Raw genomic sequence first — 16120 nt, 5'->3', positions numbered from 1 at the left:
CGGCAACGGGGGCCGCAGGGCCATGGCCATGGAAGCAGAGCTGAAGAAGCCGGCGGGCGCCGCGAGACGCCCGGCCCGCCGTCTTTCGGTGCTGTCGCGCGTGACGGTGCCGATCCGCCGCTTCCTCGGCCATCACTTCTTCTCCAGCCTCACCAGGCGCATCCTGTTTGTCAACCTGGCCGGCCTCGCGGTGATGGTGACGGGCATCCTCTACCTCAACACCTTCCGCGACGGCCTCATCGACGCGCGTGTCGAAAGCCTGATGACGCAGGGCGAGATCATCGCCAGCGCCATCGCCTCCTCGGCCACGATCGAGACCGATTCGATCAGCATCGACCCGGAAAAACTGCTGGAACTCCAGGCCGGCGAGAGCCTGGCGCCGAGTTCCGACCAGCTCGACAACCTCGATTTCCCGATCAATCCCGAGCGCGTCGCGCCGCTGCTGCGCCGGCTGATCTCGCCGACCAAGACCCGCGCCCGCGTCTACGACCGTGACGCGGTGCTGCTGCTCGATTCGCGCCGGCTCTATTCGCGCGGCCAGATCCTGCGCTACGACCTGCCGGCGATAGACGGGGACCAGCCGAACATATTGGAGCGGGTGGAGAAGTTCGTCTTCGACCTGTTCCGCAACCGCGACCTGCCGATCTACCACGAGCAGCCGGGCGGCAATGGCGCGGCCTATCCCGAGGTGATGAAGGCGTTGACCGGCAGCCCCTCGACCATCGTGCGCATTTCGGAGAAGGGCGAGCAGGTGGTGTCGGTGGCGGTGCCGATCCAGCGTTTCCGGGCCGTGCTCGGCGTGCTGATGCTGTCCACCGAAGGCGACATCGACAAGATCGTCGCGGCGGAACGCAAGGCGATCCTGCGCGTGTTCGGCATCGCGGCGCTGGTGACGGCGCTGATGTCGCTGCTTCTGGCCTCGACCATCGCCAATCCGCTGCGCCGGCTGGCGGCGGCGGCCGTGCGGGTGCGGCGCGGGGTCAAGAGCCGCGAGGAAATTCCGGATTTCTCCGACCGGCAGGACGAGATCGGCAACCTTTCCATTGCGGTGCGCGACATGACCAATGCGCTCTATGCCCGCATCGAGGCCATCGAGAGCTTCGCGGCCGATGTCAGCCATGAGCTGAAGAACCCGCTGACCTCGCTGCGCAGCGCGGTGGAGACGCTGCCGCTGGCCAAGTCGGACTCCTCGCGCGCCCGGCTGATGGAGGTCATCCAGCATGACGTGCGCCGGCTCGACCGGCTCATCACCGACATTTCCGACGCCTCGCGTCTCGACGCGGAGCTCGCCCGCGAGGATGCCTCCGGCGTCGACCTCAAGAAATTCCTCACCGACCTCGTGGCGGTGTCGCGCGAGGCCTCGCGGCACAAGAAGCCGGTCGACATCCAGCTCCATGTCGCGGCGCAGCCACAGGGGGCCAAGGGCTATCGCGTCAGCGGCCATGAGCTGCGGCTGGGGCAGGTCATCACCAACCTGATCGAGAACGCGCGCTCCTTCGTGCCGGACGACCACGGCGTCATTACGATTTCCCTGGAGCGGTCGGGCAATTCGCACATCATCACCATCGACGATAACGGGCCGGGCATCCGTGCCGATGCGGTCGAGCGCATCTTCGAGCGCTTCTATACCGACCGTCCGTCCGGCGAGGCGTTCGGCCAGAATTCCGGCCTCGGCCTGTCGATCAGCCGCCAGATCATCGAGGCGCATGGCGGCACGCTGACGGCGGAGAACATTCCCGGCGGCAAGCCGGGAGAGGCGCGCGGCGCGCGCTTCACCATCACCTTGCCGGTGGAGCCGTGAGCGCTTCCGGCCCCGCCGCCGGCCGCACCAACATCCACGCCACCGCTGTCCTGGCCGGCGATCGCGGCATCCTGATCACCGGACCGTCGGGCGCCGGCAAGAGCACCCTGGCAATCGCCCTGATCGGGCGCCTGCGCGCCGGCGGGCGCTTTGCCCGGCTGGTGGCCGACGATCAGCTTTTCGTGAGCGGTCATGGCGGACGGCTGGTCTGCCATGCGCCGCCCGCCATCAGCGGCCTGGTCGAGGTGTTCGGCCTCGGCCCGCGCGAACTGGCAAGCGAGCCCGCCGCCGTCATCGACCTGGTCGGACGGCTGGTGCCGGCCGGCGCGGTGGCGCGCATGCAGGAGGAGGCGAGCGAGGTCATCGCCGGCTGCCGGGTGCCGCGCATCGACCTGCCGGCCGGGGATGTGATTTCGGCCGCGCAAATGCTTATATCGTGGCTGAGACTGCCGCCTTTCAGCGGAAATTGATGCTGCGGTGCGGCAAAATGGCTCGCTATGGTGCACTTTAGGGCTTGTCAACGCGCCGCGTCTCGACAAGATAGCGCACCCAACGCCGCCGGGGTGGCGAGTATAAAAAGCGCTTGTGAAGGGGCCATGACGGGAGCCATCCAACGATGATCGGACTCGTGCTCGTCACGCACGGTCGACTGGCTGACGAGTTCCGCAACGCGCTGGAACATGTCGTCGGCCCGCAGGACCATTTGGCGACCGTGGCCATCGGCCCCGATGACGATATGGAACAGCGCCGCCGCGACATCGTCGGGGCCGTTGCCGAGGTGGACACGGGCGCCGGCGTCATTGTGCTGACCGACATGTTCGGGGGCACGCCCTCCAACCTTGCCATCTCGGTAATGGAGGCCGGCCGCACCGAGGTGATCGCCGGCATGAACCTGCCGATGCTGATCAAGCTGTCGAGCGTGCGCAAGAACGACGACATGCCCGTGGCGCTGGAAGAGGCGCAGGCGGCCGGGCGCAAATACATCAACGTTGCCAGTCAACTGTTGGCCAGCAAATGAGCGGCGGACTGGACGACATGGAAGAACTGGCGCGCGAGGTGGAGATCGTCAACCAGCGCGGCCTGCATGCCCGGGCCTCGGCCAAGTTCGTCCAGATGGTCAGCGGGTTCGACGCCGTCGTCTCGGTCGAGAAGGACGGCATGCGCGTCGGCGGCACCTCGATCATGGGCCTGATGATGCTCGCCGCCAGCCCCGGCTGCTCGATCCGGGTGCTCGCCAGCGGCCCCGACGCGGAAGCCGCGCTCGACGCGCTGGTGGAGCTGATTTCCAACCGCTTCGGCGAGGAAGTCTAGAGCGCGTCGCGATCTTCCAGGTTCGCTCCGTGCCGGTTGATAACGTAACCCGATCCCCATCATAATTCCGGAAGCCGCAGCGAAACGAAAGCTGTCCGGGGTCCATTCCGTGACTTTGAAGGTTCCGGCATGGATTCCCGACACTCTCCGCTCCCTGCGGTCGCTCCAAGGTCCAGAATCCATCCCGAAACCTTGCCGAGGATGGAAAAAGCGGTGGCCAAGCCGTAAGGCTACGTCTCCCGCCTTTGGGGATGATAGGCAGGACAGAATCTGAAGGGCTCCGGCGAAGGCAGGTCGCGCCTCAGGGCTCCAGCTCGACATCCCAGTAGAGAAAGTCCATCCAGCTTTCATGCAGATGGTTGGGCGGGAACAGCCGGCCGTTGTTGTGAAGGTCCTGGACGGTGGGGCGGTAGGGCTTCTGCTGCGGCCACATCCGGGCCTGCGACGGAAGCATGCCCCCCTTGCGCAAATTGCAGTGGGAACAGGCGGCGACTATGTTCTCCCACGTCGTCGTGCCGCCACAACGACGTGGGATCACGTGGTCGAAGGTGAGATCCTCTGCCGTGTTGCAATACTGGCAGCGGAAACGGTCGCGCAGGAACACGTTGAAGCGGGTGAAGGCGGGATAGCGCGACGGCTTCACATAGGTCTTGAGGCTGACCACGCTCGGCAGCTTCATGGTGAAGCTGGGCGACGAGATCGCATGCTCGTATTCGGCGACGATGTTGACACGGTCGAGGAACACGGCCTTGATGGCGTCCTGCCACGACCACAGCGACAGGGGATAATAGCTGAGCGGGCGATAGTCCGCGTTCAGCACCAGTGCGGGAAGCCCATCCGGGGATACGGCGACCGTCACTTGCCCAGTCTCCTTTCCGTCTGCTCGACGCCGCGGATACTGTACGCCTCCCATGACAGGGATGTGAAGCGGATTGTGAGGCCGCAAACCCCTCAAACACGCGTGTTTGAAGCGTTTTCTTGAGGCTTCAGGCCGGCGGCGCGGCCTCGCGGCCCCGCAACTCGCGATAGTAGGCCCAGAACAGGCGCGCCGCGACGCCTCGCCAGGGGCGCCATGATTCGGCCAGACGCAGAAGTTCCTTCTCGGCGGGGCGCGGGTCGATAGCCAGCGCATGGCCGACAGCGGTTTGCAGCGCCACGTCGCGGGCCGGAAAGATGTCGGGATGGCCGGCGGCAAACAAAAGGTAGCAATCGGCCGTCCAGGTGCCGATGCCGGGAATGGCGGTGAGCAGCCGGTGGGCCTCGCCGGCATCGAGCTGGCAGAGCCCGTCGAGGTCGAGTCCCTGCGCCACCGCGGCGGCCGCGGCGAGCAGGCCGCGCTGCTTGGGACGCGACAGGCCGGCGGTGCGGAAGGTGTCCTCGCCGGCTTCCAGAACGGCTTGCGGCGTCAGCGGATCGAGCAGTCCGGTCAGGCGGCCGAAGATGGCGTCGGCGCTGGCGCGCGAAACCTGCTGCGACACCAATATCGAGGCGAGGCTGCGGAAACCGGGCTCCGAGAGGCGCAGCGGCACCTCGCCGGCCTTCGTCCTGACCGTGGCGAGGCGCGGGTCGAGCGTGCACAGCGCGTCGAGGCCGAGCGCGATGTGGTCAGTCGTTTCGATGCGTTGCATATGCCGTCGATGCCCTGCCAGGGTGGCTTGTATCCGGTGATGGCCGAGAGTAGCAATCGCCGCAAGAGCCGAACAACCCGATTGCCGCCACAGGATGACAGGATCGACCTTCCGCTTCGCGCCGAGCCCCAATGGCGAGCTGCATCTGGGCCATGCCCTGTCGGCGTTGCTCAACAGCGATCTGGCGAAGGCCCATGGCGGCAGGTTGCTTCTGCGCATCGAGGACATCGATCTCACCCGCTGCACCCCTGAATATGAGGCCGGCATCCATGAGGACCTGCGCTGGTTGGGCATCGGGTGGGAAGAGCCCGTGCGGCGCCAGTCCGAGCATTTCGAGGACTATGCGCAGGCATTGGCGCGGCTCATTGAGGAAGAACTGGTCTACCCGGCCTTCATGAGTCGGGGCGAGATCAGGGCCTTCATTGCCGGTCAGGACAAGGCGGGGCGAGACTGGCCGCGCGATCCGGACGGCGCGCCGCTCTATCCGGGGCTCGACAAGTCGCTGGGAACGGCGGAAAGGCAGCGGCGCATCGGGGACGGCCAACCCTTCGCCTGGCGGCTGGACGTGGCGGCGGCACTGGCGCGTCTTGACCTGTCGCCGGGCCGCCCTCTGGAATGGCGGGAGTATGACGACGACGATCTTGGGCGGTTCCGAACGGTTGCGGCCGATCCTTCCGCCTGGGGCGACGTCATTCTGGCGCGGCGGGAAATCCCGACCAGCTATCACCTGTCCGTCGTCGTCGACGATGCCTTGCAGGGCGTGACCCATGTGGTGCGGGGCCGAGACCTCTACCATGCCACCGCGATCCAGCGCCTGTTGCAGGAACTGCTCCGCCTGCCGGCGCCGGCCTATCGCCATCACCGCCTGATCCTCGATGCGGAAGGGCGCAAGCTGTCGAAGAGCCTCGGGCACACCGGGCTTGCGGCGCTGCGCGCCGACGGAAAAACACCCGGCGACATCAGGCGACTCGTCGGCCTGTGAGCCGATGGCCCACCGGTTTTCCTTTGCCTGTCCGGTCCGGGGGCATTAAGGCATGCGGCCTGACTACGGGCGACCCTCCCGCCCGGCTGAAAGGTTCATGATGAAGCGGTTCATTCCCCCACTCTTCGTCGTCCTGTGGGCGACCGGCTTCATCGGTGCGCGCTACGCCATGCCGTGGGCCGAACCATTCACCTTCCTGAGCGGACGCTTCGTCATCGCGGCGGCCTTCTTTGCGCTCCTGCTGCTCGTGCTGGGCTCGCAAAGGCTGCCGCGCAACACCGTGCTGCACGCCATCGGGGCCGGGGCGCTGATGCACGGCGTCTATCTGGGCGGGGTGTTCTGGGCGATCCACAAGGGCATGCCAGCCGGACTTTCGGCGCTGGTCGTCGGCCTGCAACCGCTGATCACGGCGGTGATGGCGGGGCAGGTGCTCGGCGAGAAAATCCTGCCGCGCCACTGGCTGGGCCTTGCCATCGGGCTGGTCGGGGTGGTCACCGTGCTGTGGCCGAAGCTCGGGGTCGCCGGCAGCGGCATCACCGCCGCCACGCTGGAGGCATCGGTGCTTGCCGTCGTCGCCATCAGCGCCGGCACGATCTGGCAGAAGCGCCACGGCTCCGGCAGCGATCTGGTGGCGGGCACGTTCTGGCAATATGTCGGCGGCGCGGCCGTGGCGGTGCCGGCCTCGCTGCTGTTCGAGACGCGGGCCGTGGTGCTCAACGGCGAACTCGTCTTTGCCATGGCCTGGCTGGTGCTGGTGCTTTCGGTGGGCGCGATCTTCCTGCTGATGATCCTGATCCGCGACGGCGAGATGGCGAAGGTCGGCTCGCTGTTCTACCTGGTGCCGGCGGTGACCGCGCTGATGGCATGGGCGCTGTTCGGCGAGAGCCTGACGCCGGTGCAGATCGTCGGCATGGCCGTCACCACGCTCGGCGTCGGGCTGGCCACGGCCCGCGCGCCGGGCCTTCAGGCACCGACGCGGGCGCGCGCTTCCAGATAGCGGCTGATGGCGGCGTTCAGTTCTCCGCCGAGGATGAAGATCGCCGAGATGATGTAGAGGAAGACGACGGCGATCATGATCGAGGCCAGCCCCGCATAGGTCGAGGCATAGGAGGAGAAATTGTCGATATAGGTGCCGAACACCACCGAACCGACCAGCCAGGCGACGAGGGTGAAGCCGATGCCGGGCAGGATCGACAGCAGGCTGCGGCGCCCGGCAGGCAGCCAGAAATGCACCGCGAACAGCCCGCCGATGATCACCGTGGCGGCGATGGCGTAACGCCAGAAGGTGATGGTGCCCATATAGGGGCCGATCCATTCCAGCCGTGCTTCGGCAAGGCGGGCGATCAGCGGCGCGAACACCAGAAGCACGCTGATGGCGAAGAAGACGGCCGACCCGATCAGCACGAAGACGAGGCTCTGCACCCGGCGGTGGATGATGCCACGGTTCTCCGTCACCCGGTAGGCGCGGTTGAGCGAGGTGCGCAGCGCCTCGATGCCGTTGGAGGCGAAGAAGGCGGCGAGCAGGACGCCGTAGGTGAGCAGGTCGGTGCGCTGCACTGTGAGCACGTTCAGCACTTCGCGCGCGATGGGCTGGGCGATCTGTTCGGGCCATGTGTCGAACACCAGATGCACCGCGGTATCGGCGAAAGCCTGGGCGCCGAGGAAGGATGCCAGCGTGGTGGCGAAGATCAGGAACGGGAACAGCGCCATCAATGCCGAGATGGCCAGATGACTGGCCATGGCCCAGCCGTCATCATAGTTGAAATGCCCGAGCGCGTCATAAAGAACACGTTTGACGGCTACGATCCTGCGTAACAATGGCCCGTCCCGTGATTGAATCGAGGCCGCGAATATGGGAAGGGTTGGCCCCGAAAGACAAGCCCCAGGGAAGAATGACCGGTCCTGCAGCACAGTCGCCCACAATCATTGTGACCGGGGCATCGTCGGGCATCGGCGCCCATTGCGCCCGCGCTCTCAAGGCGGACGGCTGGCGGGTTTTCGCCACGGCGCGCAAGGATCAGGACATCGAAGCGCTGCGAAACGACGGGTTCGAGGCGTTCTATCTCGACTATCGCGAGCCCGAATCGATCGAGGCGCTGGTGGAAGCGGTGATGGAGCGGACCGGCGGCCGGCTCGATGCGCTCTACAACAACGGCGCCCATGCGCAGGCCGGCGCGGTCGAGGACCTGCCGGTGGAGGCGCTGCGCGAGCAGTTCGAGGCCAACGTCTTCGGCTGGCATGACCTTACCCGCCGCGTCCTGCCCGCCATGCGGGCGCAGGGCCATGGAAGGCTGGTGCACTGCTCGTCAATCCTCGGCCTGATGCCGGCGCGTTTGCGGGGGGGCTACTGCGCGTCCAAGCATGCGGTGGAAGGCCTGATGCTGGCTCTGCGCCAGGAACTGGAGGGCAGCGGCATCCATGTCTCGCTGATCGAGCCGGGACCGGTGCGCTCCAATATCCATCGCAACGGCATGACCTGGTTCCTGAAGCATGTCGATTACGGCAATTCGCACTATCGGGACGATTACCGGGCCCAACTCGAGCAGGTGCGCGAGGCCAACGATAAGGTGCGGGCCGACCCGGCGGTCGTCTATCGGGCGCTCCACCATGCGCTTGTGTCGCGGCGCCCGCGGCCACACTATGTGGTAACGGTGCCGGCCAGGATCGGGGTGCTGATGAAGCGCCTGCTTCCTGCGGGCGTGCTCTACCGCATCCTTTCCCGAACCGCCTGACAGAAGACAAACCGGACATATTCCCATGGCAACCGTATTCAACGTCATCGCCGTCATCTTCATGTTTGCCGTGGTCGTGGTTCTGGTCCGCGGTCTCGTCAACATGATGCGCGGCGGTTCGGGCAACACTTCCAACAAGCTGATGCAGGCGCGCGTCATGCTTCAGTTCGTGGCGCTGGTGTTTCTCCTGCTCGCGCTCTATCTGACCGGCAGGTAAGGGATCGGGAGGTTTCATGGTCCGGCTGAACAAGATCTACACCCGCACCGGCGACGGCGGCACCACCGGGCTCGGCACCGGCGAGCGGCGGCTGAAATGCGACCAGCGGGTGGAAGCCTTCGGCGCGGTCGACGAGGCCAACGCCTGCATCGGGCTCGCCCGGGTGCACACGGGCGCGGCCCATGCCGAGATCGACGCCATGCTCGGCCGCATCCAGAACGATCTGTTCGACCTGGGGGCCGATCTTGCGACGCCGGACACCGGCAAGAAGCTGGACTACGAGCCGCTGCGCATCGTCGCCTCACAGGTGACGCGGGTGGAGCAGGACATCGACCTCCTCAACAAGAACCTGTCGCCGCTGCGCTCCTTCGTGCTGAATGGCGGCACGCCGGCTGCGGCCGCGCTGCATCTGGCCCGCACGGTGGCCCGCCGGGCCGAGCGCGAGATGGTGGCGCTGGCGCAGCAGGAAGGCGAGCACGTCAACCCGGAAGGCATCCGCTACATCAACCGCGTCTCGGACCTGCTGTTCGTGGCGGCGCGGGCGGTCAATGACAACGGAAATGCCGATGTGTTATGGGTGCCGGGCAAGAACCGCTGAGCGATTTCTCTGAGCCCGTGCCGGCAGGAGCCCCATGTTCATTCCGCTGCATGACGCCAACAGCCTGCACCACATCAAGCTCCAATATGTCACGATCGGCCTGATCGCGCTCAACGTCATCGTCTATTGCACCACGCGGCTGGCCGGCGAGGACTTCTCCAACGCCGCCATGCTCGGCCTCGGCTTCATCCCCTCGGTGATCTACGACAACGCCGAGCTCGCACCGCAATTCGTTGTGGTGCCGGAGCAGTGGAGCTACCTCACCTATTCGTTCCTGCACCTCGATATCCTGCATCTGGGCGGCAACATGCTGTTCCTGTGGGTGTTCGGCGACAATGTCGAGGACGCGATGGGGCATTTGCGCTTCCTTGCCTTCTATCTGCTGTGCGCGGCAGCGGGCGCCTTCGTGCACGGGATGGTGGCGCCGGAATCGCAGGCGCCGCTGATCGGTGCCTCGGGCGCCGTGGCCGGGGTCGTCGCCGCCTATCTGCTGCTGCACCCCCGGGTAAAGGTGTGGATCCTCGCCTTCGGCCGCATTCCGCTGCGTGTGCCGGCCTATCTCGCGCTGGCTGCCTGGATCGCCCTGCAATTCGTCATGTTCCTCGGCTTTGCCGAGGACCAGATTTCCTGGGCCTGCCATGTTGGGGGCATTATTGCGGGGGCGGTGCTCCTCCTGGTTTTCAAGCGCCGCGACGTGCCGCTGTTCGACCGGGAGGTGGTTCTGCCGCGCAGCGTGGCGGTGGAGCAGAAGAGCGCGCTCGAACCCGTGGACAAGGAACCGGCGCCGCGCTGGGGCAGGCAATAGGATTGCGGCAATTCAAACGATTTTGTTTGCACTGCACATATTGACGGGTCTGGAGCCCCAAACTACGGTTCCGGCCGCCTGGGGAAGCCCCTCCGCCACTACAGGCGCCGAATACCACGACATGGCGCTGGAAAATGTCGGCTTTGGACAATTTTGACAGGGAAAGCGCTGCTATTGCGCATCCAAGGAAATCTCGAGAGGTGAGTTAGCGATGAAAGTTCTCGTGCCCGTGAAGCGGGTTGTGGATGCGAATGTCAAGGTTCGGGTGAAGGGCGACGGCTCGGGTGTTGAGCTTGCCAATGTGAAGATGGCGATGAACCCGTTCGACGAGATTTCGGTGGAGGAGGCGATCCGCCTGAAGGAAGCGGGCAAGGTCGAGGAGATCGTGGTGGTGTCGATCGGGCCTCAGCAGGCGCAGGAGACGCTGCGCACGGCGCTGGCCATGGGCGCCGACCGCGCGATCTTGGTCAAGGTGGACGAGGCGGTGGAGCCGCTGGGCGTGGCCAAGGTGCTGAAAGGGGTGGTCGAGGCCGAAGAGCCGGGCCTGGTGATCCTCGGCAAGCAGGCGATCGACGACGATTGCAACCAGACCGGCCAGATGCTGGCCGCCCTTCTGGGCTGGGCCCAGGGCACCTTCGCCTCGAAGGTGGAGATCGACGGCGACAAGGCGAGGGTGACGCGCGAGGTCGACGGCGGCCTGCAGACGGTGGAGTTGAAGCTGCCGGCGATCGTGACCACGGACCTGCGCCTCAACGAGCCGCGCTATGCGTCGCTGCCCAACATCATGAAGGCCAAGAAGAAGCCGCTGGACGAGAAGAGCCCGGCCGATTTCGGCGCCGACGTCGCCCCGCGCCTGAAGGTTCTGAAGACCGAGGAGCCGGGCGGGCGCAAGGCGGGCGTCAAGGTCGGCTCGGTGGCCGAGTTGGTCGACAAGCTGCGCAACGAAGCCGGCGTTCTCTGAGCGAAGCGGAAAGGGATAAAACCATGGCAATTCTTCTCATCGCCGAACATGACAACGCCTCGCTGTCGGACCAGACCGCCAAGGCGCTGAGCGCGGCCTCGCAGATCGGCGGCGACGTCGACGTGCTGGTCGCCGGCAAGGGCGCCAAGCCCGCCGCCGATGCCGCCGCCAGGCTCAAGGGTGTCCGAAAAGTGCTGCTGGCCGAAGCCGACGAGTTGGCCGAGCGCCTGGCCGAGCCGTTCGCGGCGCTGGTCGTGTCGCTGGCCCCCGACTACGACACCATCGTCGCCCCGGCGACCTCGTCGGGCAAGAACGTCGCCCCGCGCGTCGCCGCCCTGCTCGACGTGGCGCAGGTCTCGGAGATCGTCGAGGTCGTCTCGCCCGACACCTTCAAGCGTCCGATCTATGCCGGCAACGCCATCCAGACGGTGCAGGCGAGCGAGCCGAAGAAGGTCATCACCGTGCGCACCGCCTCCTTCCAGGCCGCGCCGGAAGGCGGCTCGGCCGCCGTCGAGACCGTCAACGCCGCCGCCGATCCCGGCGTGTCCTCTTTCGTGGAGAACAGGCTGTCGGAGAGCGACCGTCCGGAGCTGACCTCGGCCCGCATCATCATCTCGGGCGGCCGCGCGCTGGGCTCGGCCGAGAAGTTCCAGGAGGTGATCCTGCCGCTGGCCGACAAGCTGGGCGCGGCCGTCGGCGCTTCCCGTGCCGCCGTCGATGCCGGCTATGCCCCCAACGACTGGCAGGTCGGCCAGACCGGCAAGGTGGTCGCCCCCGACCTCTACATCGCCTGCGGCATCTCCGGCGCCATCCAGCATCTGGCCGGCATGAAGGATAGCAAGGTCATCGTCGCCATCAACAAGGACGAGGAAGCCCCCATCTTCCAGGTCGCCGACTACGGCATCGTCGGCGACCTCTTCACAGTCCTCCCAGAACTCCAAAAGGCGCTTTGACCGCGACACGCAGAGCGTATTAAACTGTTGCGGACGGGGTAGACGAAGTCGCCCCGTCCTTTTAGTTTGCACTGCACAAATTTCAGTCAGACGGGGTCAGGAATGAGCAAGATCGGAACGGTCGGCATCGTCGGAGCGGGCCAGATGGGCGGAGGTATCGCCCATGTCTCGGCTCTGGCCGGCTACGATGTGCTGGTCTACGACATCTCGGCCGACCGCATCGAGAAGGGCTTGGCGACGATCAGCGGCAACATGGCGCGGCAGGTGTCGTCGGGCAAGCTCGAGGAAAAGGCCCGCAAGGATGCGCTGGCGCGCATTTCCGGCGCCCAAGCCATGTCCGACCTTGCCGCCGCCGATCTCGTCATCGAGGCGGCCACCGAGGATGAGACGGTCAAGCGCAAAATCTACGCCGAGCTTTGTCCGCAGCTCAACCCGACGGCGATCCTCGCCACCAACACCTCCTCGATCTCCATCACGAGGCTGGCGGCACAGACCGACCGCCCGGAGCGTTTCATCGGCATTCATTTCATGAACCCGGTTCCGGTCATGAAGCTGGTCGAGCTGGTGCGCGGCATCGCCACGGAGGACCAGACCTTCGAGGCGGCCAAGGCCTATGTGAACAAGCTCGACAAGACGATCACCGTGTCGGAGGATTTCCCGGCTTTCATCGTCAACCGCATCCTGCTGCCGATGATCAACGAGGCGATCTACACGCTCTATGAGGGTGTCGGCTCGGTGGAGGCGATCGACACGGCGATGCGGCTCGGGGCGAACCATCCGATGGGCCCGCTGCAGCTTGCCGACTTCATCGGCCTCGACACCTGCCTGTCGATCATGCAGGTGCTGCATGACGGCCTGTCGGATTCCAAGTACCGACCGTGCCCGCTGTTGGTGAAATATGTCGAAGCCGGCTGGCTCGGCCGCAAGACCGGGCGGGGCTTCTACGACTATCGCGGCGAACATCCGGTGCCGACGCGCTGATTTTCATCTGCCTGCAGCGGACAGGGCCGCCGCATATTGCTCTGGCAAACACGTCATCGTCATCCCGGAAGCCGGCTTTAGCGAAGCGGGGGTAGGCTGTCCGGAATTCATTCCGGAACCTTGAGACGTCACCGCATGGATCATGGCTTCCGGTCGGCGACGCTCGTCTTGGTCGGGATGACGAAATGACAAGCGCTTTCAGGCCCACCCGTCAAATCTGAACACTGCCCTTTGTGGGGAGGGGACGGGGATGGGTAATGCCGGATGCGATGACCCTGCGGTCGCGCGAATCGAAAAGCCGACCGGAGGTCGAGCCGGTCGGCTTTCTGATTTGTGCTGAAACGGGCCCTGGCCGGTCAGGCGAAGGTCCCGTGGCAATGCTTGTACTTCTTGCCTGAGCCGCAAGGGCAGGGCTCGTTGCGGCTGACCTTGCCCCATGTCGCCGGGTTGGCTGGGTCGCGGTCCTCGGGGGCGACGACCGACGTCGCCTCGGACCGGACGAGAACCGCCGAATCGCCGAAATCGTCCTCGCCGGTGGTGGCGTCGATATGCTGGCCGTGCACCTCGGGTGCCTGCGGGGGCGGGGCGTCGGCCGCCTGCCGGACCAGCTCGACGCGCATGAGCTGCGCGGTGACGGCCTGGCGCAGGTTGCCGAGCATGGCCTGGAACAGTTCGAAGGCCTCGCCCTTGTACTCCTGCAACGGATCGCGCTGGGCGTAGCCGCGGAAGCCGATCACCGAGCGCAGATGGTCGAGATTGACGATGTGCTCGCGCCACAGGTGGTCGAGCGTCTGCAGGACGATCGAGCGCTCGACATAGTTCATCACGTCGGGGCCGAAGCGCTCGGCGCGGTCCTTGGCGGCGGCGTCGACAGCCTCGGTGATGCGCTGGCGAATGTCTTCCTCGGCGATGCCCTCTTCCTTGGCCCAGTCCTCGACCGGCAGGTCGAGGTTGAGATACTGGGCGATCTCGGCCCTCAGGCCGGCCAGGTCCCATTGCTCGGGATAGGCATTCTCGGGAATGGCCTTGCTGACGATCTCCTCGATGACGCCCGTGCGCATCTCGGCAATGGTTTCGCCGAGGCCCTCGCCGTCCATCAGTTCGAGCCGCTGCTCGAACACCACCTTGCGCTGGTCGTTGGCGACGTCGTCATATTTCAGGAGGTTCTTGCGGATGTCGAAGTTGCGGGCCTCGACCTTGGTCTGGGCCTTTTCCAGCGCCTTGTTGATCCAGGGATGGATGATGGCCTCGCCTTCCTTCAGGCCGAGCTTCTGGAGCATGCCGTCCATGCGCTCGGAGCCGAAGATGCGCATCAGGTCGTCCTGAAGCGAGAGGTAGAACTTGGAACGGCCCGGGTCGCCCTGACGGCCGGAGCGGCCGCGCAACTGGTTGTCGATGCGGCGCGATTCGTGGCGTTCGGTGGCGAGAACGTAGAGGCCGCCGGCGGCCAGCGCCTGTTCCTTCAGCCGTGCCACGTCCTCGCGGATGGCCTTCTCGCGCACCTCGCGCTCGGGCCCTTCGGGAATATCGGCTAGCTCTTCCTCGATGCGCATGTCGGCATTGCCGCCGAGCTGGATGTCGGTGCCGCGGCCGGCCATGTTGGTGGCGATGGTGACGGCGCCGGGCTTACCCGCCTGGGCGACGATGGCCGCCTCGCGCTCATGGTGACGGGCGTTGAGGACCTCGAAATCCTTCAGCCCTTCCTTCTTCAGCCGGTCGGCCAGATATTCGGATTTCTCGATCGAGGTGGTGCCGACCAGGATCGGCTGGCCCTTGGCCCGCGCGTCCTTGATCTCCTGGACGATGGCCTTGTACTTCTCCTCGACCGTGCGGTAGACCTCGTCGTCCTCGTCGATGCGCTGCACGGGCAGGTTGGTCGGGATTTCGGTGACTTCCAGCCCGTAGATGTTGCCGAACTCCTCGGCCTCGGTCAGCGCCGTGCCGGTCATGCCGGACAGCTTCTCGTACATGCGGAAGTAGTTCTGGAAGGTGACGGAGGCCAGCGTCTGGTTCTCCGGCTGGATCTGGACGTGCTCTTTGGCCTCCAGCGCCTGGTGCAGGCCTTCCGAATAGCGGCGGCCGGGCATCATGCGGCCGGTGAACTCGTCGATGATGACGATCTCGCCGTCCCGCACGATATAGTCCTTGTCGCGCTGGAACAGGCTGTGGGCCTTCAGCGCGTTGTTGACGTGGTGGACCATGGCGACGTTCTCGACGTCGTAGAGCGACTCGCCCTTGAGCAGGCCGGCGGCGCGCAGCATGCCCTCCAGCTTCTCGGTGCCGTCCTCGGTGAAGATGGCGGTCTTCTGCTTCTCGTCGACCTCGTAGTCTTCCGGCTTGAGCTGGATGATGAAGGTGTCGACGGTGTTGTACATCTCCGAACGGTCCTCGAGCGGACCGGAGATGATGAGCGGCGTGCGCGCCTCGTCGATCAGGATGGAGTCCACCTCGTCGACGATGGCGTAGTGGTGGCCGCGCTGGACCATCTGGGCGCGCTCATATTTCATGTTGTCGCGCAGATAGTCGAAGCCGAGCTCGTTGTTGGTGGCATAGGTGACGTCGCAGGCATAGGCCGCGCGCCGTTCCTCGTCCGACAGGCCGTGCACGATGACGCCGACCGTGAGGCCGAGGAAGCGGTGGAGCCGGCCCATCCAGTTGGCGTCGCGCGAGGCGAGGTAGTCGTTGACGGTCACGATATGCACGCCCTTGCCGGCAAGGGCGTTGAGATAGGTCGGCAAGGTGGCGACCAGCGTCTTGCCCTCGCCGGTGCGCATCTCGGCTATGCCGCCATTGTGCAGCACCATGCCGCCGATCATCTGCACGTCGAAGGGGCGCATGCCGAGCACGCGCCGGGATGCCTCGCGCACGGTGGCGAAGGCAGGAACCAGAAGGTCGTCGAGGGTCGCCCCGTCGGCAAGCTGCTTGCGGAATTCGTCGGTGCGGGCCCTGAGCTGATCGTCGGAAAGCGCCTTGAGTTCCTCCTCCAGGGCGGCTATCGCCGCCACGCGGGACCGGGTCGCCTTGATGCGCCGATCGTTTGAGGAGCCGAAGATCTTACGGGCGAAACCGCCAAGACTGACCATGAAATGGTCCTTTCGATTGCAATCCTGAATAGTTCGGCAGGTGCCGGATTGCCCGTCATACCCGCCTT

General features: G+C 65.6%; 17 protein-coding genes. 13 read left to right on the top strand and 4 right to left on the bottom strand.

Translation table 11 applies throughout. The features are described from left to right. Positions 1 to 28: 28 nt before the first annotated feature. The 4 genes from ACVCNR_RS06625 to ACVCNR_RS06610 all read left to right on the top strand — a co-directional run bounded on the left by ACVCNR_RS06625 (position 29) and on the right by ACVCNR_RS06610 (position 3112). On the top strand, positions 29 to 1801 hold the full coding sequence (locus tag ACVCNR_RS06625) for a sensor histidine kinase (RefSeq protein ID WP_447075652.1): 1773 nt from the start codon (positions 29 to 31) through the stop codon (positions 1799 to 1801). Continuing rightward, positions 1798 to 2271, top strand: coding sequence for an HPr kinase/phosphorylase (locus tag ACVCNR_RS06620; protein ID WP_447074178.1), 474 nt, complete (start codon positions 1798 to 1800; stop codon positions 2269 to 2271). The genes ACVCNR_RS06625 and ACVCNR_RS06620 overlap by 4 nt, the downstream gene beginning before the upstream one ends. Before the next feature lie 146 nt (positions 2272 to 2417). Further along, positions 2418 to 2819 (top strand): PTS sugar transporter subunit IIA, encoded by a 402-nt coding sequence (locus tag ACVCNR_RS06615; protein ID WP_354199103.1) that lies wholly within the window; start codon positions 2418 to 2420, stop codon positions 2817 to 2819. Positions 2820 to 2836: 17 nt separating this feature from the next. Continuing rightward, on the top strand, positions 2837 to 3112 hold the full coding sequence (locus ACVCNR_RS06610; RefSeq protein WP_354199133.1) for an HPr family phosphocarrier protein: 276 nt from the start codon (positions 2837 to 2839) through the stop codon (positions 3110 to 3112). A 301-nt stretch (positions 3113 to 3413) separates the two neighbouring features. On the opposite strand, the gene ACVCNR_RS06605 is transcribed toward ACVCNR_RS06610, so the two are convergent. Both ACVCNR_RS06605 and ACVCNR_RS06600 read right to left on the bottom strand, forming a co-directional pair. Continuing rightward, positions 3414 to 3971: an HNH endonuclease gene (locus tag ACVCNR_RS06605; RefSeq protein WP_354199105.1), complete on the bottom strand. Its 558-nt coding sequence runs from the start codon at positions 3969 to 3971 to the stop codon at positions 3414 to 3416. 127 nt (positions 3972 to 4098) lie between these two features. Next, the gene (locus ACVCNR_RS06600; RefSeq protein WP_447074177.1) at positions 4099 to 4740 is read right to left on the bottom strand and encodes a DNA-3-methyladenine glycosylase family protein; all 642 of its coding nucleotides are present in this window, start codon (positions 4738 to 4740) and stop codon (positions 4099 to 4101) included. A 94-nt stretch (positions 4741 to 4834) separates the two neighbouring features. Here ACVCNR_RS06600 and gluQRS point away from each other — a divergent pair, with 94 nt between their 5' ends. After that, positions 4835 to 5722 (top strand): tRNA glutamyl-Q(34) synthetase GluQRS, encoded by an 888-nt coding sequence (gene gluQRS / locus ACVCNR_RS06595; RefSeq protein WP_447074176.1) that lies wholly within the window; start codon positions 4835 to 4837, stop codon positions 5720 to 5722. Between the two features lie 97 nt (positions 5723 to 5819). After that, complete coding sequence (locus ACVCNR_RS06590) at positions 5820 to 6719, top strand: DMT family transporter (protein WP_447074175.1); 900 nt, start codon at positions 5820 to 5822, stop codon at positions 6717 to 6719. On the opposite strand, the gene ACVCNR_RS06585 is transcribed toward ACVCNR_RS06590, so the two are convergent. After that, on the bottom strand, positions 6686 to 7540 hold the full coding sequence (locus ACVCNR_RS06585; protein WP_354199113.1) for a YihY/virulence factor BrkB family protein: 855 nt from the start codon (positions 7538 to 7540) through the stop codon (positions 6686 to 6688). The two genes, ACVCNR_RS06590 and ACVCNR_RS06585, sit on opposite strands and share 34 nt — an antisense overlap. A 74-nt stretch (positions 7541 to 7614) precedes the next feature. Here ACVCNR_RS06585 and ACVCNR_RS06580 point away from each other — a divergent pair, with 74 nt between their 5' ends. The 7 genes from ACVCNR_RS06580 (at position 7615) to ACVCNR_RS06550 (ending at position 12969) form a co-directional block, all read left to right on the top strand. Then, on the top strand, positions 7615 to 8454 hold the full coding sequence (locus tag ACVCNR_RS06580; protein ID WP_447074174.1) for an SDR family oxidoreductase: 840 nt from the start codon (positions 7615 to 7617) through the stop codon (positions 8452 to 8454). A gap of 25 nt (positions 8455 to 8479) precedes the next feature. Continuing rightward, positions 8480 to 8671, top strand: coding sequence for a twin transmembrane helix small protein (locus tag ACVCNR_RS06575; protein WP_447074173.1), 192 nt, complete (start codon positions 8480 to 8482; stop codon positions 8669 to 8671). Positions 8672 to 8687: 16 nt separating this feature from the next. After that, the gene (locus ACVCNR_RS06570; protein WP_447074172.1) at positions 8688 to 9269 is read left to right on the top strand and encodes a cob(I)yrinic acid a,c-diamide adenosyltransferase; all 582 of its coding nucleotides are present in this window, start codon (positions 8688 to 8690) and stop codon (positions 9267 to 9269) included. A gap of 34 nt (positions 9270 to 9303) precedes the next feature. After that, positions 9304 to 10074: a rhomboid family intramembrane serine protease gene (locus ACVCNR_RS06565; RefSeq protein ID WP_354199121.1), complete on the top strand. Its 771-nt coding sequence runs from the start codon at positions 9304 to 9306 to the stop codon at positions 10072 to 10074. A gap of 211 nt (positions 10075 to 10285) precedes the next feature. Beyond that, positions 10286 to 11035, top strand: coding sequence for an electron transfer flavoprotein subunit beta/FixA family protein (locus ACVCNR_RS06560; RefSeq protein WP_354199123.1), 750 nt, complete (start codon positions 10286 to 10288; stop codon positions 11033 to 11035). Positions 11036 to 11058: 23 nt separating this feature from the next. Continuing rightward, entirely contained in the window at positions 11059 to 11988 is a 930-nt protein-coding gene (locus tag ACVCNR_RS06555) for an electron transfer flavoprotein subunit alpha/FixB family protein (protein WP_354199125.1), read from the top strand. 102 nt (positions 11989 to 12090) lie between these two features. Next, the gene (locus ACVCNR_RS06550; protein WP_354199127.1) at positions 12091 to 12969 is read left to right on the top strand and encodes a 3-hydroxybutyryl-CoA dehydrogenase; all 879 of its coding nucleotides are present in this window, start codon (positions 12091 to 12093) and stop codon (positions 12967 to 12969) included. Between the two features lie 356 nt (positions 12970 to 13325). Here ACVCNR_RS06550 and secA read toward each other — a convergent pair whose 3' ends face one another. Then, the gene (gene secA, locus ACVCNR_RS06545) at positions 13326 to 16052 is read right to left on the bottom strand and encodes a preprotein translocase subunit SecA (protein ID WP_447074171.1); all 2727 of its coding nucleotides are present in this window, start codon (positions 16050 to 16052) and stop codon (positions 13326 to 13328) included. Between the last annotated feature and the right edge of the window lie 68 nt (positions 16053 to 16120).

Source organism: Aquamicrobium terrae, from assembly GCF_052978165.1.
The sequence above is the reverse complement of the archived record's forward strand: the minus strand, read 5'-3'. Positions and strand labels throughout refer to the sequence as shown.